Origin of the sequence: Sulfitobacter sp. 1A15106 (assembly GCF_043556995.1) — a bacterium.
Lineage (GTDB): Bacteria > Pseudomonadota > Alphaproteobacteria > Rhodobacterales > Rhodobacteraceae > Sulfitobacter > Sulfitobacter faviae.
The window spans coordinates 259,411-277,665 of record NZ_JBIFFM010000005.1; the positions used below are offsets into that span (position 1 = coordinate 259,411).

The 18,255-nt window shown below is 63.4% G+C and carries 23 protein-coding genes; 3 read left to right on the top strand and 20 right to left on the bottom strand.

Annotated features, from left to right (window positions below):
- Nucleotides 1-64: 64 nt before the first annotated feature.
- From ACGYKA_RS10180 to hmgA, 7 genes are all read right to left on the bottom strand, one after another.
- Nucleotides 65-1,744: an ABC transporter substrate-binding protein gene (locus ACGYKA_RS10180; protein ID WP_394412283.1), complete on the bottom strand. Its 1,680-nt coding sequence runs from the start codon at nt 1,742-1,744 to the stop codon at nt 65-67.
- A 235-nt stretch (nt 1,745-1,979) separates the two neighbouring features.
- Entirely contained in the window at nt 1,980-2,168 is a 189-nt protein-coding gene (locus tag ACGYKA_RS10185) for a DUF2783 domain-containing protein (protein WP_394412286.1), read from the bottom strand.
- A complete protein-coding gene (locus tag ACGYKA_RS10190) occupies nt 2,165-3,772 on the bottom strand; it encodes an FAD-dependent oxidoreductase (RefSeq protein ID WP_394412289.1) in 1,608 nt (535 codons plus the stop codon). The genes ACGYKA_RS10185 and ACGYKA_RS10190 overlap by 4 nt, the downstream gene beginning before the upstream one ends.
- Before the next feature lie 10 nt (nt 3,773-3,782).
- Entirely contained in the window at nt 3,783-4,037 is a 255-nt protein-coding gene (locus ACGYKA_RS10195) for a hypothetical protein (RefSeq protein ID WP_394412291.1), read from the bottom strand.
- A complete protein-coding gene (locus ACGYKA_RS10200) occupies nt 4,037-4,987 on the bottom strand; it encodes an MBL fold metallo-hydrolase (RefSeq protein WP_394412294.1) in 951 nt (316 codons plus the stop codon). Before ACGYKA_RS10200 ends, ACGYKA_RS10195 begins: the two co-directional genes overlap by 1 nt.
- Before the next feature lie 46 nt (nt 4,988-5,033).
- Complete coding sequence (gene fahA / locus ACGYKA_RS10205; protein WP_394412297.1) at nt 5,034-6,287, bottom strand: fumarylacetoacetase; 1,254 nt, start codon at nt 6,285-6,287, stop codon at nt 5,034-5,036.
- Between the two features lie 23 nt (nt 6,288-6,310).
- Complete coding sequence (gene hmgA / locus ACGYKA_RS10210; protein ID WP_394412300.1) at nt 6,311-7,672, bottom strand: homogentisate 1,2-dioxygenase; 1,362 nt, start codon at nt 7,670-7,672, stop codon at nt 6,311-6,313.
- Nucleotides 7,673-7,738: 66 nt separating this feature from the next.
- Here hmgA and ACGYKA_RS10215 point away from each other — a divergent pair, with 66 nt between their 5' ends.
- Together ACGYKA_RS10215 and ACGYKA_RS10220 are read left to right on the top strand one after the other, a co-directional pair.
- Nucleotides 7,739-8,188, top strand: a complete 450-nt coding sequence (locus ACGYKA_RS10215; RefSeq protein ID WP_394412303.1) for a MarR family winged helix-turn-helix transcriptional regulator — start codon at nt 7,739-7,741, stop codon at nt 8,186-8,188.
- 26 nt (nt 8,189-8,214) lie between these two features.
- Entirely contained in the window at nt 8,215-9,099 is an 885-nt protein-coding gene (locus tag ACGYKA_RS10220) for a DMT family transporter (protein ID WP_394417324.1), read from the top strand.
- 2 nt (nt 9,100-9,101) lie between these two features.
- Here ACGYKA_RS10220 and ACGYKA_RS10225 read toward each other — a convergent pair whose 3' ends face one another.
- Nucleotides 9,102-9,911 (bottom strand): division plane positioning ATPase MipZ, encoded by an 810-nt coding sequence (locus ACGYKA_RS10225; RefSeq protein WP_271688345.1) that lies wholly within the window; start codon nt 9,909-9,911, stop codon nt 9,102-9,104.
- A gap of 235 nt (nt 9,912-10,146) precedes the next feature.
- Here ACGYKA_RS10225 and ACGYKA_RS10230 point away from each other — a divergent pair, with 235 nt between their 5' ends.
- Entirely contained in the window at nt 10,147-10,821 is a 675-nt protein-coding gene (locus ACGYKA_RS10230; RefSeq protein WP_394412308.1) for a hypothetical protein, read from the top strand.
- Nucleotides 10,822-11,003: 182 nt separating this feature from the next.
- Here ACGYKA_RS10230 and rpmE read toward each other — a convergent pair whose 3' ends face one another.
- From rpmE to ACGYKA_RS10290, 12 genes are all read right to left on the bottom strand, one after another.
- Entirely contained in the window at nt 11,004-11,225 is a 222-nt protein-coding gene (rpmE, locus tag ACGYKA_RS10235; RefSeq protein WP_067262252.1) for a 50S ribosomal protein L31, read from the bottom strand.
- A gap of 11 nt (nt 11,226-11,236) precedes the next feature.
- Nucleotides 11,237-11,620 (bottom strand): 50S ribosomal protein L19, encoded by a 384-nt coding sequence (gene rplS / locus ACGYKA_RS10240; RefSeq protein ID WP_067262249.1) that lies wholly within the window; start codon nt 11,618-11,620, stop codon nt 11,237-11,239.
- 272 nt (nt 11,621-11,892) lie between these two features.
- The gene (locus tag ACGYKA_RS10245) at nt 11,893-12,054 is read right to left on the bottom strand and encodes a DUF1328 family protein (RefSeq protein ID WP_082849512.1); all 162 of its coding nucleotides are present in this window, start codon (nt 12,052-12,054) and stop codon (nt 11,893-11,895) included.
- A gap of 69 nt (nt 12,055-12,123) precedes the next feature.
- Nucleotides 12,124-12,912: a tRNA (guanosine(37)-N1)-methyltransferase TrmD gene (gene trmD, locus ACGYKA_RS10250; protein ID WP_394412311.1), complete on the bottom strand. Its 789-nt coding sequence runs from the start codon at nt 12,910-12,912 to the stop codon at nt 12,124-12,126.
- Nucleotides 12,909-13,700 carry a hypothetical protein gene (locus tag ACGYKA_RS10255; RefSeq protein WP_394412314.1) on the bottom strand — a complete coding sequence of 264 codons (792 nt, stop codon included), beginning with the start codon at nt 13,698-13,700 and terminating at the stop codon, nt 12,909-12,911. The genes trmD and ACGYKA_RS10255 overlap by 4 nt, the downstream gene beginning before the upstream one ends.
- Nucleotides 13,701-13,715: 15 nt before the next feature.
- On the bottom strand, nt 13,716-14,243 hold the full coding sequence (gene rimM / locus ACGYKA_RS10260; RefSeq protein ID WP_271688341.1) for a ribosome maturation factor RimM: 528 nt from the start codon (nt 14,241-14,243) through the stop codon (nt 13,716-13,718).
- Nucleotides 14,240-14,389, bottom strand: coding sequence for a hypothetical protein (locus ACGYKA_RS10265; RefSeq protein ID WP_169306052.1), 150 nt, complete (start codon nt 14,387-14,389; stop codon nt 14,240-14,242). Before ACGYKA_RS10265 ends, rimM begins: the two co-directional genes overlap by 4 nt.
- On the bottom strand, nt 14,389-15,018 hold the full coding sequence (bluB, locus tag ACGYKA_RS10270) for a 5,6-dimethylbenzimidazole synthase (protein WP_394412317.1): 630 nt from the start codon (nt 15,016-15,018) through the stop codon (nt 14,389-14,391). The genes ACGYKA_RS10265 and bluB overlap by 1 nt, the downstream gene beginning before the upstream one ends.
- A gap of 16 nt (nt 15,019-15,034) precedes the next feature.
- Nucleotides 15,035-15,421 carry a 30S ribosomal protein S16 gene (gene rpsP / locus ACGYKA_RS10275; RefSeq protein WP_067262240.1) on the bottom strand — a complete coding sequence of 129 codons (387 nt, stop codon included), beginning with the start codon at nt 15,419-15,421 and terminating at the stop codon, nt 15,035-15,037.
- Between the two features lie 43 nt (nt 15,422-15,464).
- Nucleotides 15,465-15,773 carry a chorismate mutase gene (locus ACGYKA_RS10280; RefSeq protein ID WP_067262239.1) on the bottom strand — a complete coding sequence of 103 codons (309 nt, stop codon included), beginning with the start codon at nt 15,771-15,773 and terminating at the stop codon, nt 15,465-15,467.
- Complete coding sequence (ffh, locus tag ACGYKA_RS10285) at nt 15,770-17,290, bottom strand: signal recognition particle protein (protein WP_394438719.1); 1,521 nt, start codon at nt 17,288-17,290, stop codon at nt 15,770-15,772. Before ffh ends, ACGYKA_RS10280 begins: the two co-directional genes overlap by 4 nt.
- A gap of 270 nt (nt 17,291-17,560) precedes the next feature.
- Nucleotides 17,561-18,145: an FMN-dependent NADH-azoreductase gene (locus tag ACGYKA_RS10290; RefSeq protein ID WP_067262237.1), complete on the bottom strand. Its 585-nt coding sequence runs from the start codon at nt 18,143-18,145 to the stop codon at nt 17,561-17,563.
- Nucleotides 18,146-18,255: the final 110 nt, after the last annotated feature.

Genomic DNA, 18,255 nt, shown 5'->3' on the forward strand with positions numbered 1-18,255 from the left:
GCCGCCGCGCCAAGAAAAAGGGCCGCATCGCTGCGGCCCTTTCGCGTGTCTACTTAGCGGCAGATCACTCCTCCGCCCAAGCCATCCGGGCCGGGTGATATTCGAACCCGATGTGATGCGCGGCACCCACCAGCCCCTCGCGGGTGTGGTTGTAAAGCGAACGCCAGTAGGGCTGGATCGTGACGCCATCGTCTTGCAGCATCTTCTCACCCTTCGCCATGATCTCGCGGCGCGCTTCGACATCCGCCGTTGCCAGCGCCTCTGACAGCAGGGCGTCGAACTCAGGGCTGGCATAGCCGAACTCGTTCCACGCCTCGCCCGAGCGATAGGCCAGCGCCCAGATCTGCACGCCCAGAGGCCGCGCGTTCCAGTTGGTGGAGGAGAAGGGATATTTCACCCAGTCGTTCCAGAAGGTCGAGCCGGGCAGGATGGTGCGTTTGACCTTGATGCCCGCGTCACGCAGCTGGGCTGCCACGGCATCGGTAGTGTCTTTGCGCCATGCATCGTCGATCGAGAAGAGTTCATGCTCGTAATCTGCCATGCCCGCCTCTTCCATCAGCGCGCGGGCGGCTTCGGGGTCGGTCTTGGGCGGCTCGATCTCGGCGTATTCGGGATGCATCGGGCCGACGTGGTGGTTCTCGGCGACCAGGCCGCGCCCGGCGTAGCCCAGTTCCAGCAGCACGGCATTGTCGACCGCGAGTTGCAGCGCGTTGCGCACGCGCTTGTCCTCATAGGGTTTCATACCGTCGACTTCGGCCAATTGGTTGGGGCGGATCACGATGGTCGCCGCCGTGGCGATCTCATTCTCGACCCAGCCGTCAAGCGTGCTCATCACGTCGATATATTCGCCTTCCATGGAGTAGAAAGCGTCAACCTCTTCGGCCTCGGCTGCGGCGATCCATGCGGAAGGATCAGTGCCGTAGTCGATATACTCCAGACGGTCGATGTAGGGCCCGCCGAAGACCTCACTGCCCCACCATGTGTGATCGGGGTTCTTCACCAGCACGCTTTTCACGCCAACTTCGAGAGACTCGGGCAGGTAGGGGCCGGTGCCTTTCGGGTTTTCGAGCATTGTGTCGGGGTCGAACCCTTCGGGCGTGATCGCGGCGGGGTAGTCGGCCATGCCGGGGATCAGCGTGATGTCGGATTTGGGCAGCGTGAGCTTGACGGTGTGGTCGTCCACCACCTCGATCGCGCCTTCGATGGCCTTGCCGGTTTCCTCATCCACCAGTGTGGCGAAACGGCCCGCCATGGAGTTGCCTTCGAGCGACTTGTCGCACCAGCCTTCGATGTTGCGCGCCACGTCCTGCGCGGTGAAGGCGGTGCCGTCGTTCCATGTCACGCCCTTGCGGACGTTCAGCGTGTATTCGGTGGCGTCGTCGTTAATCTCCCAACTTTCCAGCAGGCCGGGGGTGAAGGTGCCGTCATTCTCCCAGATGGCGAGGTATTCCAGCCAGCCGCGGCTGAAGTTGGCGATCTGCGACCAGTCAAAGGTGCGCGGGTCTTTCAGGGCACGCACCTCCATCTGCATCCGCACGGTGCCGCCTTCCTTGAGGTTGGCATGGGCCGCCGCACGCGCAGGCGCGGCCATGCCAAGCATCCCGTAGGCTGTGGCGGACGTGGCCCCGAAGGCGCTCGCAATCGCCAGAAACTCGCGTCTGCTGACGGGGTCTTTCTTGGCGTTCTCGGCTGATGTCAGCACGGATTGCGGCAGCGGTTTTCCGGTGCGTGTCAAAAATTCCATGATTTTCCTCTCTGTTGGTGCGTTGGCCGGGCCATCGCGGATCCCCACTTTTCACGGTGGGGCAGGTGATGCAGTTGACCTGCTTTTGTCGCCTCTTGAGGTGGGCGCGGGGTGTTTAGTCTGCCGATCAGGCGCGTTGCGTCAAGCCTGTCGCGGGAAGTTGAGCAGCAAGCTAGCGCAGGAAAGCGGCCCGGCAAGCGCGGGCGTGGGGGAAAAGTGCTGTGAGGCTGGCGGGTTAGGCCAGATCGCGCGCGGCTTTGAAAAGCGCCGCAAGCCGGGCCGGGTCGCCGAGTTCATTGGCCAGGATCAGAACCAATCGGGCGTTGAGGGCGTGGCTTTCCGCCTCGCTCAGCCCTTCGTGGGCGGCCATGAGGGCGGCATAGACGCTGTCGCCCTCGGTGCCGAGGTTGTCTTCAAGGATCATGCAGTGGCTCCTTTCGCACGGTCAAAGGCGCGGGCAATCGCAGCGCTGTCGGGCTGGTCGAAAACCGCGCAGACATGGCCATCGGGGCGCAGCAGATAGAGGAACCCGCTGCCATAGCGCCGCTGCGCGTGGCCGTCCTTGCCCTGAAAACAGGGGTAAGCATCACGGGATTGATCAATGCCGATCCGGGCAAGGCCGGGGAGGGCGGGGGCGGTGATCTCGCCCACGGCGAGGAGGGTGAACTGGCCCTGAACCGCGCCCAACAGCCAGCAATCCCCCGCGGGCCCCTCTAGCGGCGCGTCGATCAGCGCGCTGCCGGGGCGCAGGGGCGCGTCGCCTGCGGTTTGCAGCGGGCTATGGGCCAGCGTACAGGGCTGCGATAACCGGCCTGAGTTGATCAGTTTGCGCGCGAAAGGGTGCTTTGCTGCGAGGGTCAGCACCTCGTTGCGAAACAGGGTCTCGATGGGGGATTTCGGCGTCATGAAATTGGTCGCGCGGGCGGAGTTGCGCATGTTCTCATCCGCGCCATGGCCGCGTTCGAAGTCATAGCTCTCGATCAGGCTTGGCGGCGCTTCGCCCTGCACCACAGCCGCCAGTTTCCAGCCAAGGTTGTCGACATCCTGCACCCCGCCATTGCCGCCCCGCGCGCCAAACGGGCTGACCACATGGGCGCTGTCACCGACAAAGACAACGCGGTCATGCACGAACCTCTCCAGTCGTGCGCAGCGGAACTTATAGACGCTCATCCAATCCAGCCGGAACGGCGCATCGCCGAGCATCTGTTTCAGGCGGGGGACGACCTTTCCCTCGGTCGCTTCGGCTTTTGGGTCGGTCTCTGGCCCCAGTTGCAGGTCGATGCGGTAGATGTTGTCGGGCTGTTTGTGCAGCAGCGCGGATTGGCCGTTGTGAAAGGGCGGGGCGAACCAGAACCACCGCTCGGGCGTGTCATGATCGCCGAAGGGGGAGGTCTCCATCTCTACATCGGCGATGAGGAAATGTTCGTCAAAGGTCTGCCCCTCGAAGGGCAGGTTCATCCGTTTGCGCGTGGCCGAGCCTGCGCCATCGCAGGCGATGTACCAGTCGGTTTCCAGTTGGTAGGGGCCATCCGGCGTCTCGACTGTCAGCTCAACATGGTCGGTGTGGCCCTTGTGATCAGTCACCTTGTTGAGAAAACGCAGGTCGATCAGGTCGGGGAATTCTTGCGCGCGTTCGATGAGATACTCTTCGACGTAATATTGCTGAAGGTTCACGAAAGCCGGATATTTATGCCCCGGCTCGGGCAGCAGGTCGAAGTTATAGACTTCCTGTTCCCCGTGAAACTGGCGGCCCATTTTCCACGTCACGCCCTTTTCCAACATGCGCTCGCCGATGCCGAGCCTGTCGAAAATCTCCAGCGTCCGTTTCGCCCAGCAGATCGCGCGCGAGCCGAGGGAGACGACGTTGTTGTCATCCAACACGACCGATCTGACCCCGCGCAGGGCCAAGTCCACGGCCATCGACAGCCCGATAGGGCCAGCGCCTACGATCACCACCGGGTGCCGCGGCTCGGGCGCGGTCAGGCCGGGTGGGGGGCTGTAGGGGAAGGGGGTGTAGGCATAGGCCATGGCGGTATCCTCAGAGAAAGGCGCGCAGGAGCAGCAGAGCCAGCAAGACCAGCGACACCAGCGCCACCCGGCGGCGCGCACCGCGGTATTCAGGCGCGCGCAGCATCTTTGACCAAACCTGCGCCGCATCGCGCAGCCCGGCGTAGGGCTGCCCGCTTCGGCGCGCCGCATGGCGGCGGTGCTCCATCACCAGCGCGAAGACCAGATAGAACCAGAGCGCCAGCGCCAGCACGATCAGGGCGGGAAGAAGCGCGGGCAGGGACATCAGTCCGACAGCGCCTCCCACATCTCTTTGTCGCGCGCCGCCGTCCAGATGCGTGGCGTGTCGATGTCCAGCGCCTCGTCATAGGCGCGGGCGACGTTGAAGGGCAGGCAGTGCTCATAGATTGCATAGTCGCCGAACTTGGGGTCGCATTCGGCGCGCACGGCGTCCCACGCCTCTTTCAAGGTGCCGCCACGCAGGGCCACGCGGGCCGCCGGGCGGTAGGTGGAGCGGACGAAATCGGCGGTGCTGTCAATCGCGGCATTAACCATCTCGCGGCCCACCAGCGCGTCGCCCCGGCCCGGCGCGATGGCGTCGAGGTCGAAGGCGCGGATGCGTTCCAGCGTCTCGGGCCAGTCGTGGAAATGCCCGTCGCCGCAGTAGCAGGCGGAGTGATATTCCACGATGTCACCGGTGAACATGACGTTCTGATCGGGCACATAGACCACCGCGTCACCGGCCGTATGGGCGCGGCCCAACTGCATGATATCGACCCGGCGTTTGCCGAGGTAGACGCTCATCCGCCCGTTGAAGGTGGTGGTGGGCCACGTCAGCCCGGGGATGCTCTCATGGCCTTCGAAGAGACGGGGAAACCGCTCGAATTCACTGTCCCAATCCTCTTGCCCGCGTTCGGCGACCATGGCGCGGGCCTTTTCGGACATGATGATCTGCGGCGCACCGAAGGCGGAGGCCCCGAGCACGCGCACGGCGTGGTAATGGGTCAGCACCAAATGGCTGATCGGCTTGTCGGTGACCGAGCGGACGCATTCGATGACCTTATTCGCCAGTCGCGGTGTCGCCTGTGCTTCGATGATCATCACGCTGTCGTCGCCGATGATCACGCCGGAGTTCGGATCGCCCTCGGCGGTGAAGGCGTAGAGCCCCTCGCCCACCTGGGTAAAAGAGATTTCCTTTTCGGTCATGTCGCCTTGGGATGCGAATTGCTTGGCCATGTGTTGTCCTTCTGTCTTGCTTCGCCGGCGCGGATGCGCGGCCTGTTCAGGAAAAGTCGATTGCCGGGCGGACCTTGCCGGTGCAGCGGCCAAAGCCCACGCGAAAGCCATCGCCCTGCGCATGCCCGGTGAGGGTTAGCGTGTCGCCGTCTTCGACAAAGCTGCGGGTGCTGCCGTCTGCGAGGGTGACCGGCTCCTTGCCGCCCCATGACAGTTCCAGCAGCGACCCGCGCTGCGATTTCTCGGGGCCGGAGATCGTGCCGGAACCGAGCAGATCGCCCGCGTTCATCGCACAGCCCGAAGAGGCATGATGCGTCAACTGCTGCGCGGCGGAGTAATACATCTCACGGTAGTTGGTGCGGGCTATTTCCTCGGCCTCGCCGCCCTCGGGCTGGAGCATCACCGACAGGTCGATGTCATAAAGGCCGGGTTTGCTCTCGCGCAGATAGGGCAGCAGGTCTTTCTCCCGCGCGGGCGTCGCGGTGCGGAAGGGCTCCAACGCGTCGCGGGTCACGATCCAAGGGGAGATCGAGGTGGCGAATGCCTTCGCCTGAAACGGGCCGAGCGGTTGGTATTCCCATGCCTGAATGTCCCGCGCCGACCAGTCGTTCAGCAGGACATAGCCAAAGATCATTTCATCCGCCGCGTCGATGCGGATCGGCTGGCCCATCTCGGTCGAGGTGCCGACGATCGCGCCCATCTCCAACTCGATATCGAGCTTCTGGCAGGGGCCGAAATGCGGCGCTTCGGCCTCGGGGGCTTTCAACTGGCCATTGGGCCGCGTGATCTCGGTCCCCGAGACGACGACGGTGGAGGCGCGGCCATTATAGCCGATGGGGATGTGCAGCCAATTCGGCGGCAGCGCGTTCTTGGCCCCGCGAAACATGGTGCCGACATTCGTGGCGTGATGCTTGCCCGCGTAGAAATCCGTATATTCGGAAACCATCATCGGCATGTGCAACTGCGCGGCCTCCATCGGCACCAGATGGGGCGCCACGGCTGCCTGATCCGGTGCATCAGCGCTGAGCAGTTCGATCAACCGGGAGCGCAAGGAAGCCCAAGCCGTGGGGCCAAGGTCCATTACATCGTTCCAATAGGGCACATCGAACACCGGCTCTTCGGCGAGGGTGATCAGCCCCTCTTCCTCCAGCGCGGCCATGTCGAGGATCTGATCGCCGATGGCCACGCCGCAGCGCGCCTCAAGCTGATTGGTCGAAAAGACGCCGTAGGGCAGGTTGTTCAGCGGGAAATCGGTGGTGGCCGAATTGGCGCTCTCCACCCAAGAGGTCATCAGGGTCATATTGGTCCTTTCGCGGACAGCGGTCACTTCTTGCCCGGGGTGCCGTCGAATTTCTTCTCAAGGCTTTCCCAGCAGTCGATGTAATCGTCCTGCAACGGCGCTTCCTTGGCGGCGAATTCGGTCAGATGCTGCGGAAAGCGGGTCTCGAACATGAAGGACATCGTGTTGTCGAGCTTATGGGGTGCTAACTCGGCATTCGAAGCGCCCTCGAAGGCGTTCCGGTCCGGCCCATGCGGCAGCATCATATTGTGCAGGCTCATGCCCCCGGGAACGAAGCCCTTGGGCTTCGCGTCGTACTGACCGTGGATATTGCCCATCAGCTCGGACATGATGTTCTTGTGATACCATGGCGGACGGAAGGTATCCTCGGCCACCATCCAGCGGTCGCGGAACAGCACGAAGTCGATATTGGCAGTGCCCTCGACGCCCGAGGGGGCGGTCAGCACGGTAAAGATCGACGGGTCTGGGTGGTCGAACAGCACCGCGCCCACGGGGCAATAGGTGTTCAGGTCGTATTTCACCGGCGCGTAATTGCCATGCCATGCCACCACGTCGAGCGGCGAATGCCCGATCTTGGTCTCATGGAACTGCCCGCACCATTTGATGGTGACGGTGGAGGGCACCTCGCGGTCCTCGAAAGCCGCCACGGGGGTTTTGAAATCACGCGGGTTCGCCATGCAGTTGGCGCCGATCGGGCCGCGTGCTGGCAGATGGAACTTCTGGCCGTAGTTCTCACAGACAAAGCCGCGCGCCGGACCGTCCAGCAATTCGACACGGTAGACCAGCCCGCGCGGGATGATGGCGATCTCCTGCGGGGCGATGTCCATGACACCCAACTCGGTGCAAAAGCGCAAGCTGCCCTCCTGCGGGACGATCAAAAGCTCGCTGTCGGCAGAATAGAAATAGCTGTCCACCATGCTCTCGGTCACCAGATAGATATGGCTTGCCATGCCGACTTGGGTATTCACATCCCCCGCCGTGGTCATCGTGCGCATGCCGGTCAGCCAGTTCAGCGGCGTGTCGGAATGCGGCACCGGATCCCAGCGGTATTGGCCAAGGCTGGTCACATCCTGCGGCTGATGCGGTGCGGACTTCCAATAGGGCAGGTCGATCCGCGTGTAGCGCGACGAATGTTTGACCGAGGGCCGGATGCGGTAGCACCACGTACGCTCGTTCTGATGAGAGGGCGCGGTGAAAGCCGTGCCGGACAGCTGTTCGCCATAGAGACCGTAGTTGCATTTCTGCGGGGAGTTCATGCCCTGCGGTAGGGCCCCGGGGAGGGCTTCGGTTTCGAAATCATTGCCGAAACCCGGCATATAGCCCGGATGCGTGCCCGATGTGGTGGCCGCGGTTGTCATCGTCGATGGCTTGGACTGGCTGGTCATCTGTGCCCCCTTGCAGAATCTGTTACAAGCGTAATAGTTGGATTTGTAACTAACAAGCGGCGCAGCATGGCGGACGGCGACTTTCAGCTTCAGCATTTCCTGCCCTACCTGCTGAACCAAGCGGCGGAGGCGTCATCGCTCGAGTTTCAGCAGATCTACAAAAGCCGCTATGGCATGCTGCGCACCGAATGGCGGGTCTTGTTCCACCTCGGCCTCTATGGGCAACTCACGGCGAGCGAGATCGGACAGCGCGCGCGGATGCATAAGACCAAGATCAGCCGCGCCGTGCATCGCCTGACCGAGCGGCGCTTCGTCACCCGCAGCCGCGATCCAGAGGATCGGCGGGTGGAGCATCTGTCGCTGACTCGGCAGGGCCAAGCGGCCTATGACGATCTGCGCGCTGTGGCGCAGCGCTACAATGCCGCGCTGATGGATGCGCTCGACCCTGCCGAGGCGGCGGTGCTGCGGCGGGCGCTGCTCAAGCTGTCGGATGTGGGGCAGGGGGGCTTTACTTAGCCCGTGGAAACCGCCACCGATGGCGCATGACCGATCAGACCAAAGGCCTCCTGCTCACCTTTCTTGGGGTGATGTGCATCGTTCCCGAAGCGCTTTTCGTGCGCGTCATCGACGCGCCGATGCTGACGCTCGCCTTTTGGAAGGTGACCCTCGTGGGCATGGCGATTGGCGCGGGCCTGCTGCTGGCCCAAGGCACCGCCCCCTTCCGCGCCCTCAGCCGCGCCGGATGGGCGAGCGCGATCTACATCGGCGGCGTGGCCTGCGCCGGGGTTGGCTTCGTGCTGGCCGTGCGCCTGACCTCGGTCGCGAATGTGGTCTTCATCCTCGCCTCGCTGCCGGTCTTTGCCGCGATCTATAGCCGGGTCTTTCTGGGCGAACCGATCAGCCGACGCATGTTCTTTACCATCGCCGCGGTGCTCGCTGGCTTGGCCGTGATCGCCTTCGGCTCGGGCGAGACCGAGAATGCCTCGCGCCCAGGCGATCTGCTGGCCCTGTCGATCTCGGCCATCTTCGCCGGAGCGCTGACAGCGGCGCGCCACGCGCGCGCGGTGTCGATGGTGCCGGCGGTGGCACTTGCCTATCTGCTGGCCGGGGCGGTGCTGCTGCCCGTGGCCCAGCCGCTGCACATGCCCACCGCAGAACTGCCGCAGATGCTGCTCTACGCGGCGTTCATGGCTGCCAGCGCCGGGCTCATCGCGCTTGGCCCGCGCTATATCTCAAGCGCCGAAGTGGGCCTGCTCGTCCTGTTGGAATCTGTGCTGGCGCCGCTGCTGGTCTGGGCGGTGCTGGGCGAAGACCCAGGGTTCTATGCGCTGATCGGCGGGGGGATCGTCGTGGGCGCGCTGTTTCTGTCGAACCTCATCGCCCTGTCGCGCCGCCGCCGGGTCGTGCCCCCGCTGCCGCGCCACTAGGATCAAAAGTCGGGGCTGACGCCCGGCAATTCCAACGCCTTGATCAGCTCACGCAACTCCTGCCGCGCGGCGATGTTCGAGATATTGAGCTGTTTCACCCCGATATCCTTGAGGTCCAGCAAGGTCAGACCGCGCGGGAAAAGCTCCCGAAAGATCACCCGCTCATTGAACCCCGGCGCGGTGCGAAAGCCGATCCGCTTGCTGAGGTTGTTGATCGCGCGCTCCATCTTCTCCTTATTGACCATGCGCTGCGCCCCCAAACGGTTGCGCACCACGATCCAATCGATGGCCGACAGCCCGGCCTGCGCCCTGAGCTGCCGCGCGTTCCAAACCATCTCGGAATAGACGGAGGGGCCGGTGATCTTTTCGCCATTGGCATCGATATGAGCCAAAAGATCAAAGTCGATGAAACTGTCGTTCAGCGGCGTGATCAATGTGTCCGCCAGCGAATGGGCCACCTGACTGAGGCGCGTGTGCGAACCGGGGCAGTCAATCAGAATGAAATCATTGTCCGGCTCCAGCGCCGCCACCGCCGCGCTCAGGCGATGGTCATACATGTTCTCGCCGGGGCGCAGGCTGCTGGCCTCCACATCCGGCAATTCGCAAAGCGTCGGACTGGCCAGCGTCAGGCCGGACTCGCGCATGAAGGCACGGCGGTTCTCGATATAGCGCCCAAAGGTCCGTTGCCGCAGGTCGAGGTCCAGCCCGCTGACCTTATGGCCAAGCCGCGCCAGCGCCGTCGCCACATGCATGGAAACGGTTGATTTGCCCGCGCCGCCTTTTTCGTTACCGACGACGATAATATGCGCCATACTGCTGTCCCTTCGCGCCTGCCCTTCAAGGCAGGATATTGTTGAGCCGCACTATATGTAGGGTTCACGCCTTTGGAAAGTGGCGAGGCCGCTTGTTCAGCCCGACCGTGGCAGCGCTGCCGCGTTTGGACATCGCGCACATTTGCGCTATTTTCACCGCTCAAGGCGCCGTGTAACACCGCGCCTTACCGCGCGCCCGCGCACCCCAACGAACCGCTCAAGCAAGGTCTCCCCCATGCCAGATTACCACCCCGCCACATCGAAACCGACAACAGCCCGCGGCGTGCTGCCGTCTTTGGGCATGGTGATCGCGGAATTCGCGCTGGTTTGCCTGCTGGTGGCGCTGGTGCCGGTGACGGTCTACCTCGATACGGCCGTTCTGGGCGAGGGCGTCACCGAAGACTCGCTGACCGAACATATGCACAACACGCTGCTGGCCATCGCGGCTGGGATTTTCATGATGGGCGCTTATCAACACGTGGGTATGCGGGGGTATCTAACACTGGCGGCCACGCTCTTCGCCTGCATGTTCCTGCGCGAATATGACGCCGCGCTGGACCGTATCCAACACGGGTTCTGGATCTACCCCGCCCTCGTGACACTGGCGGTGGGCAGCTTCATCGCATGGCGCAATCGCGGCACCACGCTGCTGCCCATGCTGCACCACCTGCAAACCCGCTCCGCCACCTTCGTCTATATCGGCGTGGTGCTGCTGCTCTTCTTCTCGCGGATTTTCGGCACCGGCGCCCTGTGGGAGGCCGTCATGGGCGCCGCCTATGACCCGCAAATCAAAACCACCGTCCAAGAGGGCACGGAACTGCTCGCCTATCTGCTGATCGCCTATGGCGCGGTGCTGTCCCACCTGCACGGCTACGGCGCCCAAGCCGCCCTACAAGAACGCCGCCTCTAACCCGGCCTCCCCCATGCGCGCCGGCCCCCACCGGCACGCATACCCCCCTTAACTTCATCCTTTTGAAAATACCTCCACAGCGCTTGCCGCACGCACCCGGCCCCATTCACTGCCCCATCCCCCAAACGCAAAAGGCGCGACCCCCGAGGGGCCGCGCCTTTGTTTCGCACTGTCGGTAAGGCTTAGAAGCCCAGACCTGCGTATTTGTTCTTGAATTTCGACACGCGGCCGCCGGTGTCCATGATGCGGCCAGTGCCGCCGGTCCAGGCAGGGTGCACGGAAGGATCGATGTCGAGCGACAGCTGGTCGCCTTCTTTGCCCCATGTCGATTTCATTTCAACAACAGTGCCGTCGGTCATTTTGACGTTGATGATGTGGTATTCGGGATGTGTATCGGTTTTCATCGACCAGTCCTTTATGCGTTCGCGCCGGAAAGCGGCTTGTAGTGGACATTTTCGGCGATCCGTGCGGATTTGCCGCGACGGCTGCGCAGGTAGTACAGCTTGGCACGACGCACGCGACCACGGCGCACGACGGTGATGCTGTCGATGTTGGTCGAATGCAGCGGGAACACACGCTCCACGCCTTCGCCAAAGGAAATCTTGCGCACGGTGAAGGATCCGGCGATGCCGTGGCCGTTCTTGCGCGAAATGCAGACGCCTTCGTAGTTCTGCACGCGGGTGCGGGTGCCTTCGGTGACTTTAAAGCCCACACGAACGGTATCACCGGCACGGAAGTCGGGGATCTCTTTCCCCAGTTCGGCGACTTGTTCCGCCTCGATCTCTGCGATCAGGTTCATCTGACCATTCTCCTATGATGTTCGCGGTATTCCACGAAATTATGTCGCGACCCAGAGCTTCGGGTTCTATCGGGCAGTGCCGGGATCGTTTCCGATCAAGGCCCCCCGCCGGAGGTATCGTCGTCATTACTTAGTTTTCTGCGTAAAACGCAAAGCACCGGAGCCGCCAAAGCGATTCCGGATGCGCGGGGTATAGGGGGCAAAAGCGATAGGATCAAGGGGGCTGTGGCCGCCTTGATCCTCAGTGTTTCAGACCTCTGCGCGCGGGCGGGTCAGGCCAGCGCGATCACGCCCAAGACAACGAGCAGGAACAGCACCAGCACGATGCCGATCAGCACTTTCGCCCCGGTCATCGCGGCACCCGATACGCGGCCAAAGCCCAAGAGGGCAGCAACGGCGGCGACGATCAACAGAATAAGAATAAGTTCAAGCATTTGGTTTCTCCCTCCGATATGGGGGATCAACGCGCCGCGCAGGGGCGGGTTCCGTATCGGGGCGCCGGCTCAGTCCTTGCTCTCGAAGGCGGCCCACATGTCGGGGCGGCGCTTGCGGGTCAGCTCTTCGGCATGCGCCCGACGCCATTTCGCAATCTCGCCATGGTTGCCCGACATTAGAACGGGCGGAATCTCGCGCCCTTCCCATTCGGCGGGGCGGGTATATTGCGGATGTTCCAGCAGGCCCGAGGCGTGGCTTTCCTCTTCGATGCTCTCGGCATTGCCCAGCACGCCAGGCAGGAGGCGCACGGTGGCGTCGATCATCGCTTGGGCGGCCAACTCGCCCCCCGTCATGACGAAATCGCCCAGACTAACCTCGGTGATGCCGAAATGCTCGATCACCCGCTCGTCGACGCCCTCGAATCGCCCGCAGAGCATTGTCACGCCCGCGCAGCTTGCCAGATCGCGCGCCATGGCCTGATCGAACCGCCGCCCGCGCGGCGACATGTAGAGGATCGGCCAGCGCCCATGGGCGTGGCTTTGCGCGCGCGCCAGCGCCGGGCCGACCACATCGGCGCGCATGACCATGCCCGCCCCGCCGCCTGCGGGGGTGTCATCGACATTGCGGTGCTTGCCGATGCCAAAGTCGCGCAGGTCATGGGTGTGCAATTGCCAACGCCCTTCATGCAGCGCCTTTCCGGTCAGGCTGGCCCCCAGCACACCGGGGAAGAGATTGGGAAACAGCGTGACGATCCGGGCCTGCCAGACATCAGCGTAATCGGGCGCGTCTTGCATCAGGGCGCGGGGTTTGAGGCTGGGGCGTGCGCTTTGACGTCCGTGAGAGCGGGTGGGTTTCATGCGGTTCCTGCCTGTTGCAATAGGGCGGTCTTGGCGCGGCGGCGCGCCTCGGGGTCATCGGCGTGTTGGCGGTTGGCGTCAAGCAGAGCCTGCAAAAGTTCCGCAGGCAAGCGCTGGTTCTCGGGCGGTGGCACGGTCATCTGCGCCAAGACCTCAGGCGGCAATGCGCAAAGGTCTAAGAGCGGCGTCGCGGGGCCGAGCGGCAGGTCGCGGCAGGCCTCCAGCCGCGCGTGATGCACCGGGCAGGGCAGGCGGCGGGCAATCGTTTCGGCCACCCCATCCAAATCTGCTGCTGGGGCGTAGCGGGCAGTGAAAGTGGCAAGGTCGAGCGTCATGGAGGAGGCTTTGACATGCTCCCAATAGGCCGAAGTGATCCACTCCGCCGGATCGCGGGTCGAGAGGTAGACCATGATCTCCGCCCGGCGGAAACGGCGGCCCAGGCTGCGGGTAAAGGTCTCCAGCAACACGGGCGCGGCGCTGTAATCGGCCAGATCGCCACGTCCGGGCATGTGACCAGCCAGTTCCTCAGCCGAAAGGACCAGCGTCCGGCGCGGCATCCGGGGCAGGGCATCGAGAAGGGCGTCGAAGCGGTATTCGGCCTTGAGTAACGTGAGCGGGTCGCGCCATGTGGCGTAGCCGCGCGCGGCATGCAGCAGGTCTTTCATTTGCCAGCGCAGGCGCAGGGCGACATGGGGTTTCAGCAGGGCGCGGTTGGCGCGCAGGGCGGCTTGAACGGAACTGGTCCCGGTCTTGTGAAAGCCGGGATGCAGGATGATCCGGCGGGGCATCATCCGGCTCCGGTCTCAGCCATCCTTGCCCTCGGGCAGCACGCCCAAAGGCGGGTCGGCGATGATCCGGCCCGAGGCGAGATCGACCGTCGGCACGGCGGCTTTGGTGAAGGGCAGGAAGGTGGTGGCCGAGGTACCTGCAAGTTGCAGCTCCAACAGATCGTCCGCCCCGTGGTTCTGCACCGTTTTAACGCGCCCCAGCAGCACGCCGCCGGTGTCATAGACCTCAAGCCCGATGAGATCGGCGTGGTAGAATTCGTCATCCGGCAGACCCGGCAATTGATCCCGCGCGGCAAAGAGCGAGACACCGCGCAGATCGTCGGCCTCTTCCTTGGTGGTAATTTCGGCGATGCGCGCGGCAAAGCCGTTTTTGACCGGGTGCAGCAAGGCGAGGGTGAACTGGCGGCTGCCATCCTCGGTGCTCAGCGGGCGGTAGTTTTCGATGTCTTCGGGCACGGCGCAGTAGCTTTTCACCCGCACTTCGCCGCGCACGCCATAGGCGCCCGCGATGGCACCGACGCAGATCAGGTCTTGGTCACTCATTGCAACAACTCCGAATTCACGCAGATCGTCCCGGTCCATTCACCGGCCCCGGCTTTGCATTCATCCTGCATTAACTGCCGATCATAGCGGATGCCAAGTACAAAGCCGAGCACGAGCACGGACAGAAGGAACAGTAGCTTTCTCATTAGCGGGTCTCGACCTTGAGGCGGGGGGCGCGGGTCTCCCAACCCTTGGTTTCCAGTTCCGGCGTCAGGCTGTTTTCCTCGGGCCAGCCCATACAAAGATAGGCCACCAGCGACCAGTCCTCTGGCACCGCGAGGTCACGGTTCAGCTTTGCCGGGTCGAGCACCGAGACCCAGCCCAGCCCGAGGCCATGGGCGCGGGCGGTGAGCCATAGGTGGGTGATCGCCCCCACCACCGAATAGCGCCGCATCTCTGGCATGGTGCCCGCGCCGAGGCCGCTGCCCTTTTGGGTGCTCTCATCACAGTAGATCGCCAATTGCTCGGGCGCGTCGCTCATCCCTGAGAGTTTGAGCCCGGCATAGAGCGCGGCCTTCTCACCATCGTATCCGGCGAGGGCGCGGGCATTGGCGGATTGGAAATTCTCAAACGCGGCTTGGCGCGCGGTGTCGGAGGCAACGCGGATGATCCGCCAGGGTTCCGACAGGCCCACAGAGGGGGCGAGATTGAAACTGTCGAGGCAGCTTTGCACAAGCGCCTCGTCCAGCGGGTCTGTGCGAAAGCGGCGCACGTCGCGCCGCCATCGCATCAGGTCGTGCAGCCCGGCACGGAAGTCATCAGAGAATGTATCCATGCCGGGCGCTCGAAGCTTATTCTGCGGAAGCTTCTTCGGCAGGCGCGTTGGCAGCTTCGGCAGCGGCAGCGGCCTTGTCGGCTTTCTCCTGCGCGCGCTCTTGGGCTTTCTTGCCCGGTGCGCCCTTCTTGGGGTTGTTACGCTCGGTCTTTTCGCGGATGCCAGCGGCTTCCAGCATGCGAACGACGCGCTCGGTCGGCTGGGCGCCTTTGGCGATCCATTCCTGAACCTTTTCAACGTCCATTTTCACGCGGTCTTCGCTGTCTTTCGGCAGCAGCGGGTTGTAGGTGCCCAGCTTCTCGATGAAGCGGCCATCGCGCGGCATGCGGCTGTCGGCGGCCACGATGCGGTAGAAGGGGCGCTTTTTGGAACCGCCGCGGGCGAGACGAATTTTCATTGCCATGGTGTTTAATCCTTTAGGTTGGTTGGGGGGACGGGAGGCCGTCCTATTCTTGGTGGGTTTTGTGGTGCCGAATGACTTCGGCGATGATGAAGTTCAAGAACTTCTTGGCGAAGACGGGGTCGAGGTCCGCCGCTTCCGCCAAATCTTCGAGCCGCTCGATCTGGGCCGCTTCGCGGGCCGGATCGGAGGGGGGAAGGTCGTGCGTGGCCTTGAGTTTCCCCACGGCCTGCGTGTGTTTGAACCGCTCGCCCAGCGTATAGACGAGGATCGCGTCGAGCCGGTCGATCGAGGCGCGGTGCTCTTTCAACAGCTCGGCGGCGCGGGCGGCGGTATCCGTGAGGGGCTCGGTCATTTCTTCTTCCCGAAACCGCTGAGGCCGCCGGGCAGGCCCATGCCGCCGCCGAGGCCACCGCCCATGCCACCCAGACCGCCGGGCAGCTTGCCGCCCATTTGCTTGGCCGCCGCTTCCAGCGCCTTGGGGTCCATCTGGGAGGGGTCCATGCCGCCGGGCATGCCGCCCTTGCCCATCATGCCCTTCATGGCCTGCTTGAGCATACCGCCTTTGCCCATCTTGCCCATCTTTTTCATCATGTCGGACATCTGGCGGTGCATCTTCATCAGCTTGTTAAGGTCAGAAACCTCCATGCCGGCACCCTTGGCGATCCGCTTCTTGCGGCTGGCCTGAAGCAGAGCAGGGTTGGCGCGCTCTTTTTTGGTCATGGACTGGATCAGGGCGATCTGCTGCTTGAGGATCTTGTCGTCGAAACCGGCGTCTTCGACCTGTTTCGCCATTTTCCCCATGCCGGGCATCATGCCCATCATGCCCTGCATGCCGCCCATCTTGATCATCTGCTCAAGCTGCATCTTTAGGTCGTTCATGTTGAACTGACCCTTGGCCATGCGCTTCATCATCTTCTCGGCCTGTTCGGCCTCAATGGTTTCCTGCGCCTTCTCGACCAGCGCCACGATGTCGCCCATGCCGAGGATGCGGCCCGCGATACGCTCGGGCTCGAAGGTCTCCAGCGCGTCCATCTTTTCGCCCAGACCAACGAATTTGATCGGCTTGCCGGTCACGGCCCGCATCGAGAGCGCAGCACCGCCACGGCCATCGCCGTCCATCCGGGTCAGCACGACGCCGGAGATGCCGATACGCTCGTCAAAGTTCTCAGCCGTGTGCACGGCATCCTGACCGGTCAGGCCGTCGACGACCAGCAATGTTTCACGTGGATTGGCCACGTCGCGCACGGCTTCGACTTGGCTCATCAACTCTTCGTCGATGGACAGGCGGCCCGCGGTGTCGAGCATATAGACGTCATAACCGCCCAAACCCGCCTGCATTTTAGCGCGTTTGGCGATCTGCACCGGGCTTTCGCCCTTGACGATCGGCAGTGTGTCGACGCCGATCTGCGTGCCGAGGATCGCCAATTGCTCCATCGCCGCGGGGCGGTTCACGTCGAGCGAGGCCATCAGCACGCGCTTGCCGTCGCGGTCTTTCATGCGCTTGGCGAGTTTCGCGGTGGTGGTGGTCTTACCGCCGCCCTGCAAACCGACCATCAGGATCGGCGCGGGCGGGCTGTCGATCTTGAGCGAACCGGGTTCGCCTTCGCCTTTCAGCACATCGATCAGCGCGTCATGGACAATCTTGACGACCTGCTGGCCCGGCGTCACCGATTTGGTCACCGCTTGGCCCGTGGCCTTTTCCTGCACCGTCTTGACGAATTCACGCGCCACGGGCAGCGAAACGTCCGCTTCCAACAGGGCGACGCGCACTTCGCGCAGGGCGGTCTTGACGTCCTCGTCGCTGAGCGCGCCTTGTTTGGTCAGGCGGTCAAAGACACCAGAGAGCCGTTCGCTTAGATTTTCAAACATGGGCACAGGGCCTTTCGGGTCGGTTGCACTTGCCCCTATTTAAGGACGCGCGCGAAAATGCACAAACGCCCCAGTGGGCGCAACGCGCTGACTGGGGGCGATCCCGACGACAGGCCGGGACCGGAAGGCAATGCTTCCGGAGATCGGTTGGCGTTTACGCGCTGCGGGGGTGCGAGTCAAGCCGGGTGGGGTGGCTGGCGAAAGGCCGCCACGCAAAAGCTGCGCCCCCGGTGTGGGGACGCGGTAGTTTTGGAGGAGAGGGCGGTGCGCTTAGGCCGCGTCGCGCAGCGCGTCGATCTGCGCATGGGCGCGGGCGATGGTGCCTTCGGCGTCCACGGCCAGTTGGTCCGCTGCGACGAAGGTCACATCGGTGATGCCCAGAAAGCCCAGCACGAAACGCAGGTAGCCGCTGGCGAAATCGGCGGCGGAATCGATGCCTGTCCCGCCCGAGGCGAAGGCCACGATGACGCGTTTGTCCTCCAGCAGCCCTTGGGGGCCGTCTTCGGTGTAGCGGAAGGTCACGCCAACGCGGGCGATCAGGTCAATCCAAGCTTTGAGCGAGGCGGGAATGGTGAAGTTGTAGATGGGCGCGCTGATCACGATCGTATCGGCGGCCTGCACTTCGGCGACCAGCGCGTCGGAGAGGGCGAGGGCTTCTTGATCCAGCTCGGTGCGCTCTTCGGCGGGTTTCACCCGGGCGCTGGCCCATGTCGAATCGATCAGCGGCAGGGGTTCGCTGGCGATGTCACGGGTGACGACGTCGCTGTCGCCCAGGGTTGCGATGATCCGGTCCGTCAGTTGGCGGGTGACGGAGTTTTCGCGGTTCACCGAGGTTTCAATGCGCAATGTGGCCATGGTGTTGATCCTTGTTCCAAGGGTAAATCTGATGGCATGGAATTGGCCATTGTGCTCGCGAACGCAACTGCCAGAATGAGCGTGACCATGTTCGTAAATGCACAAGTCGG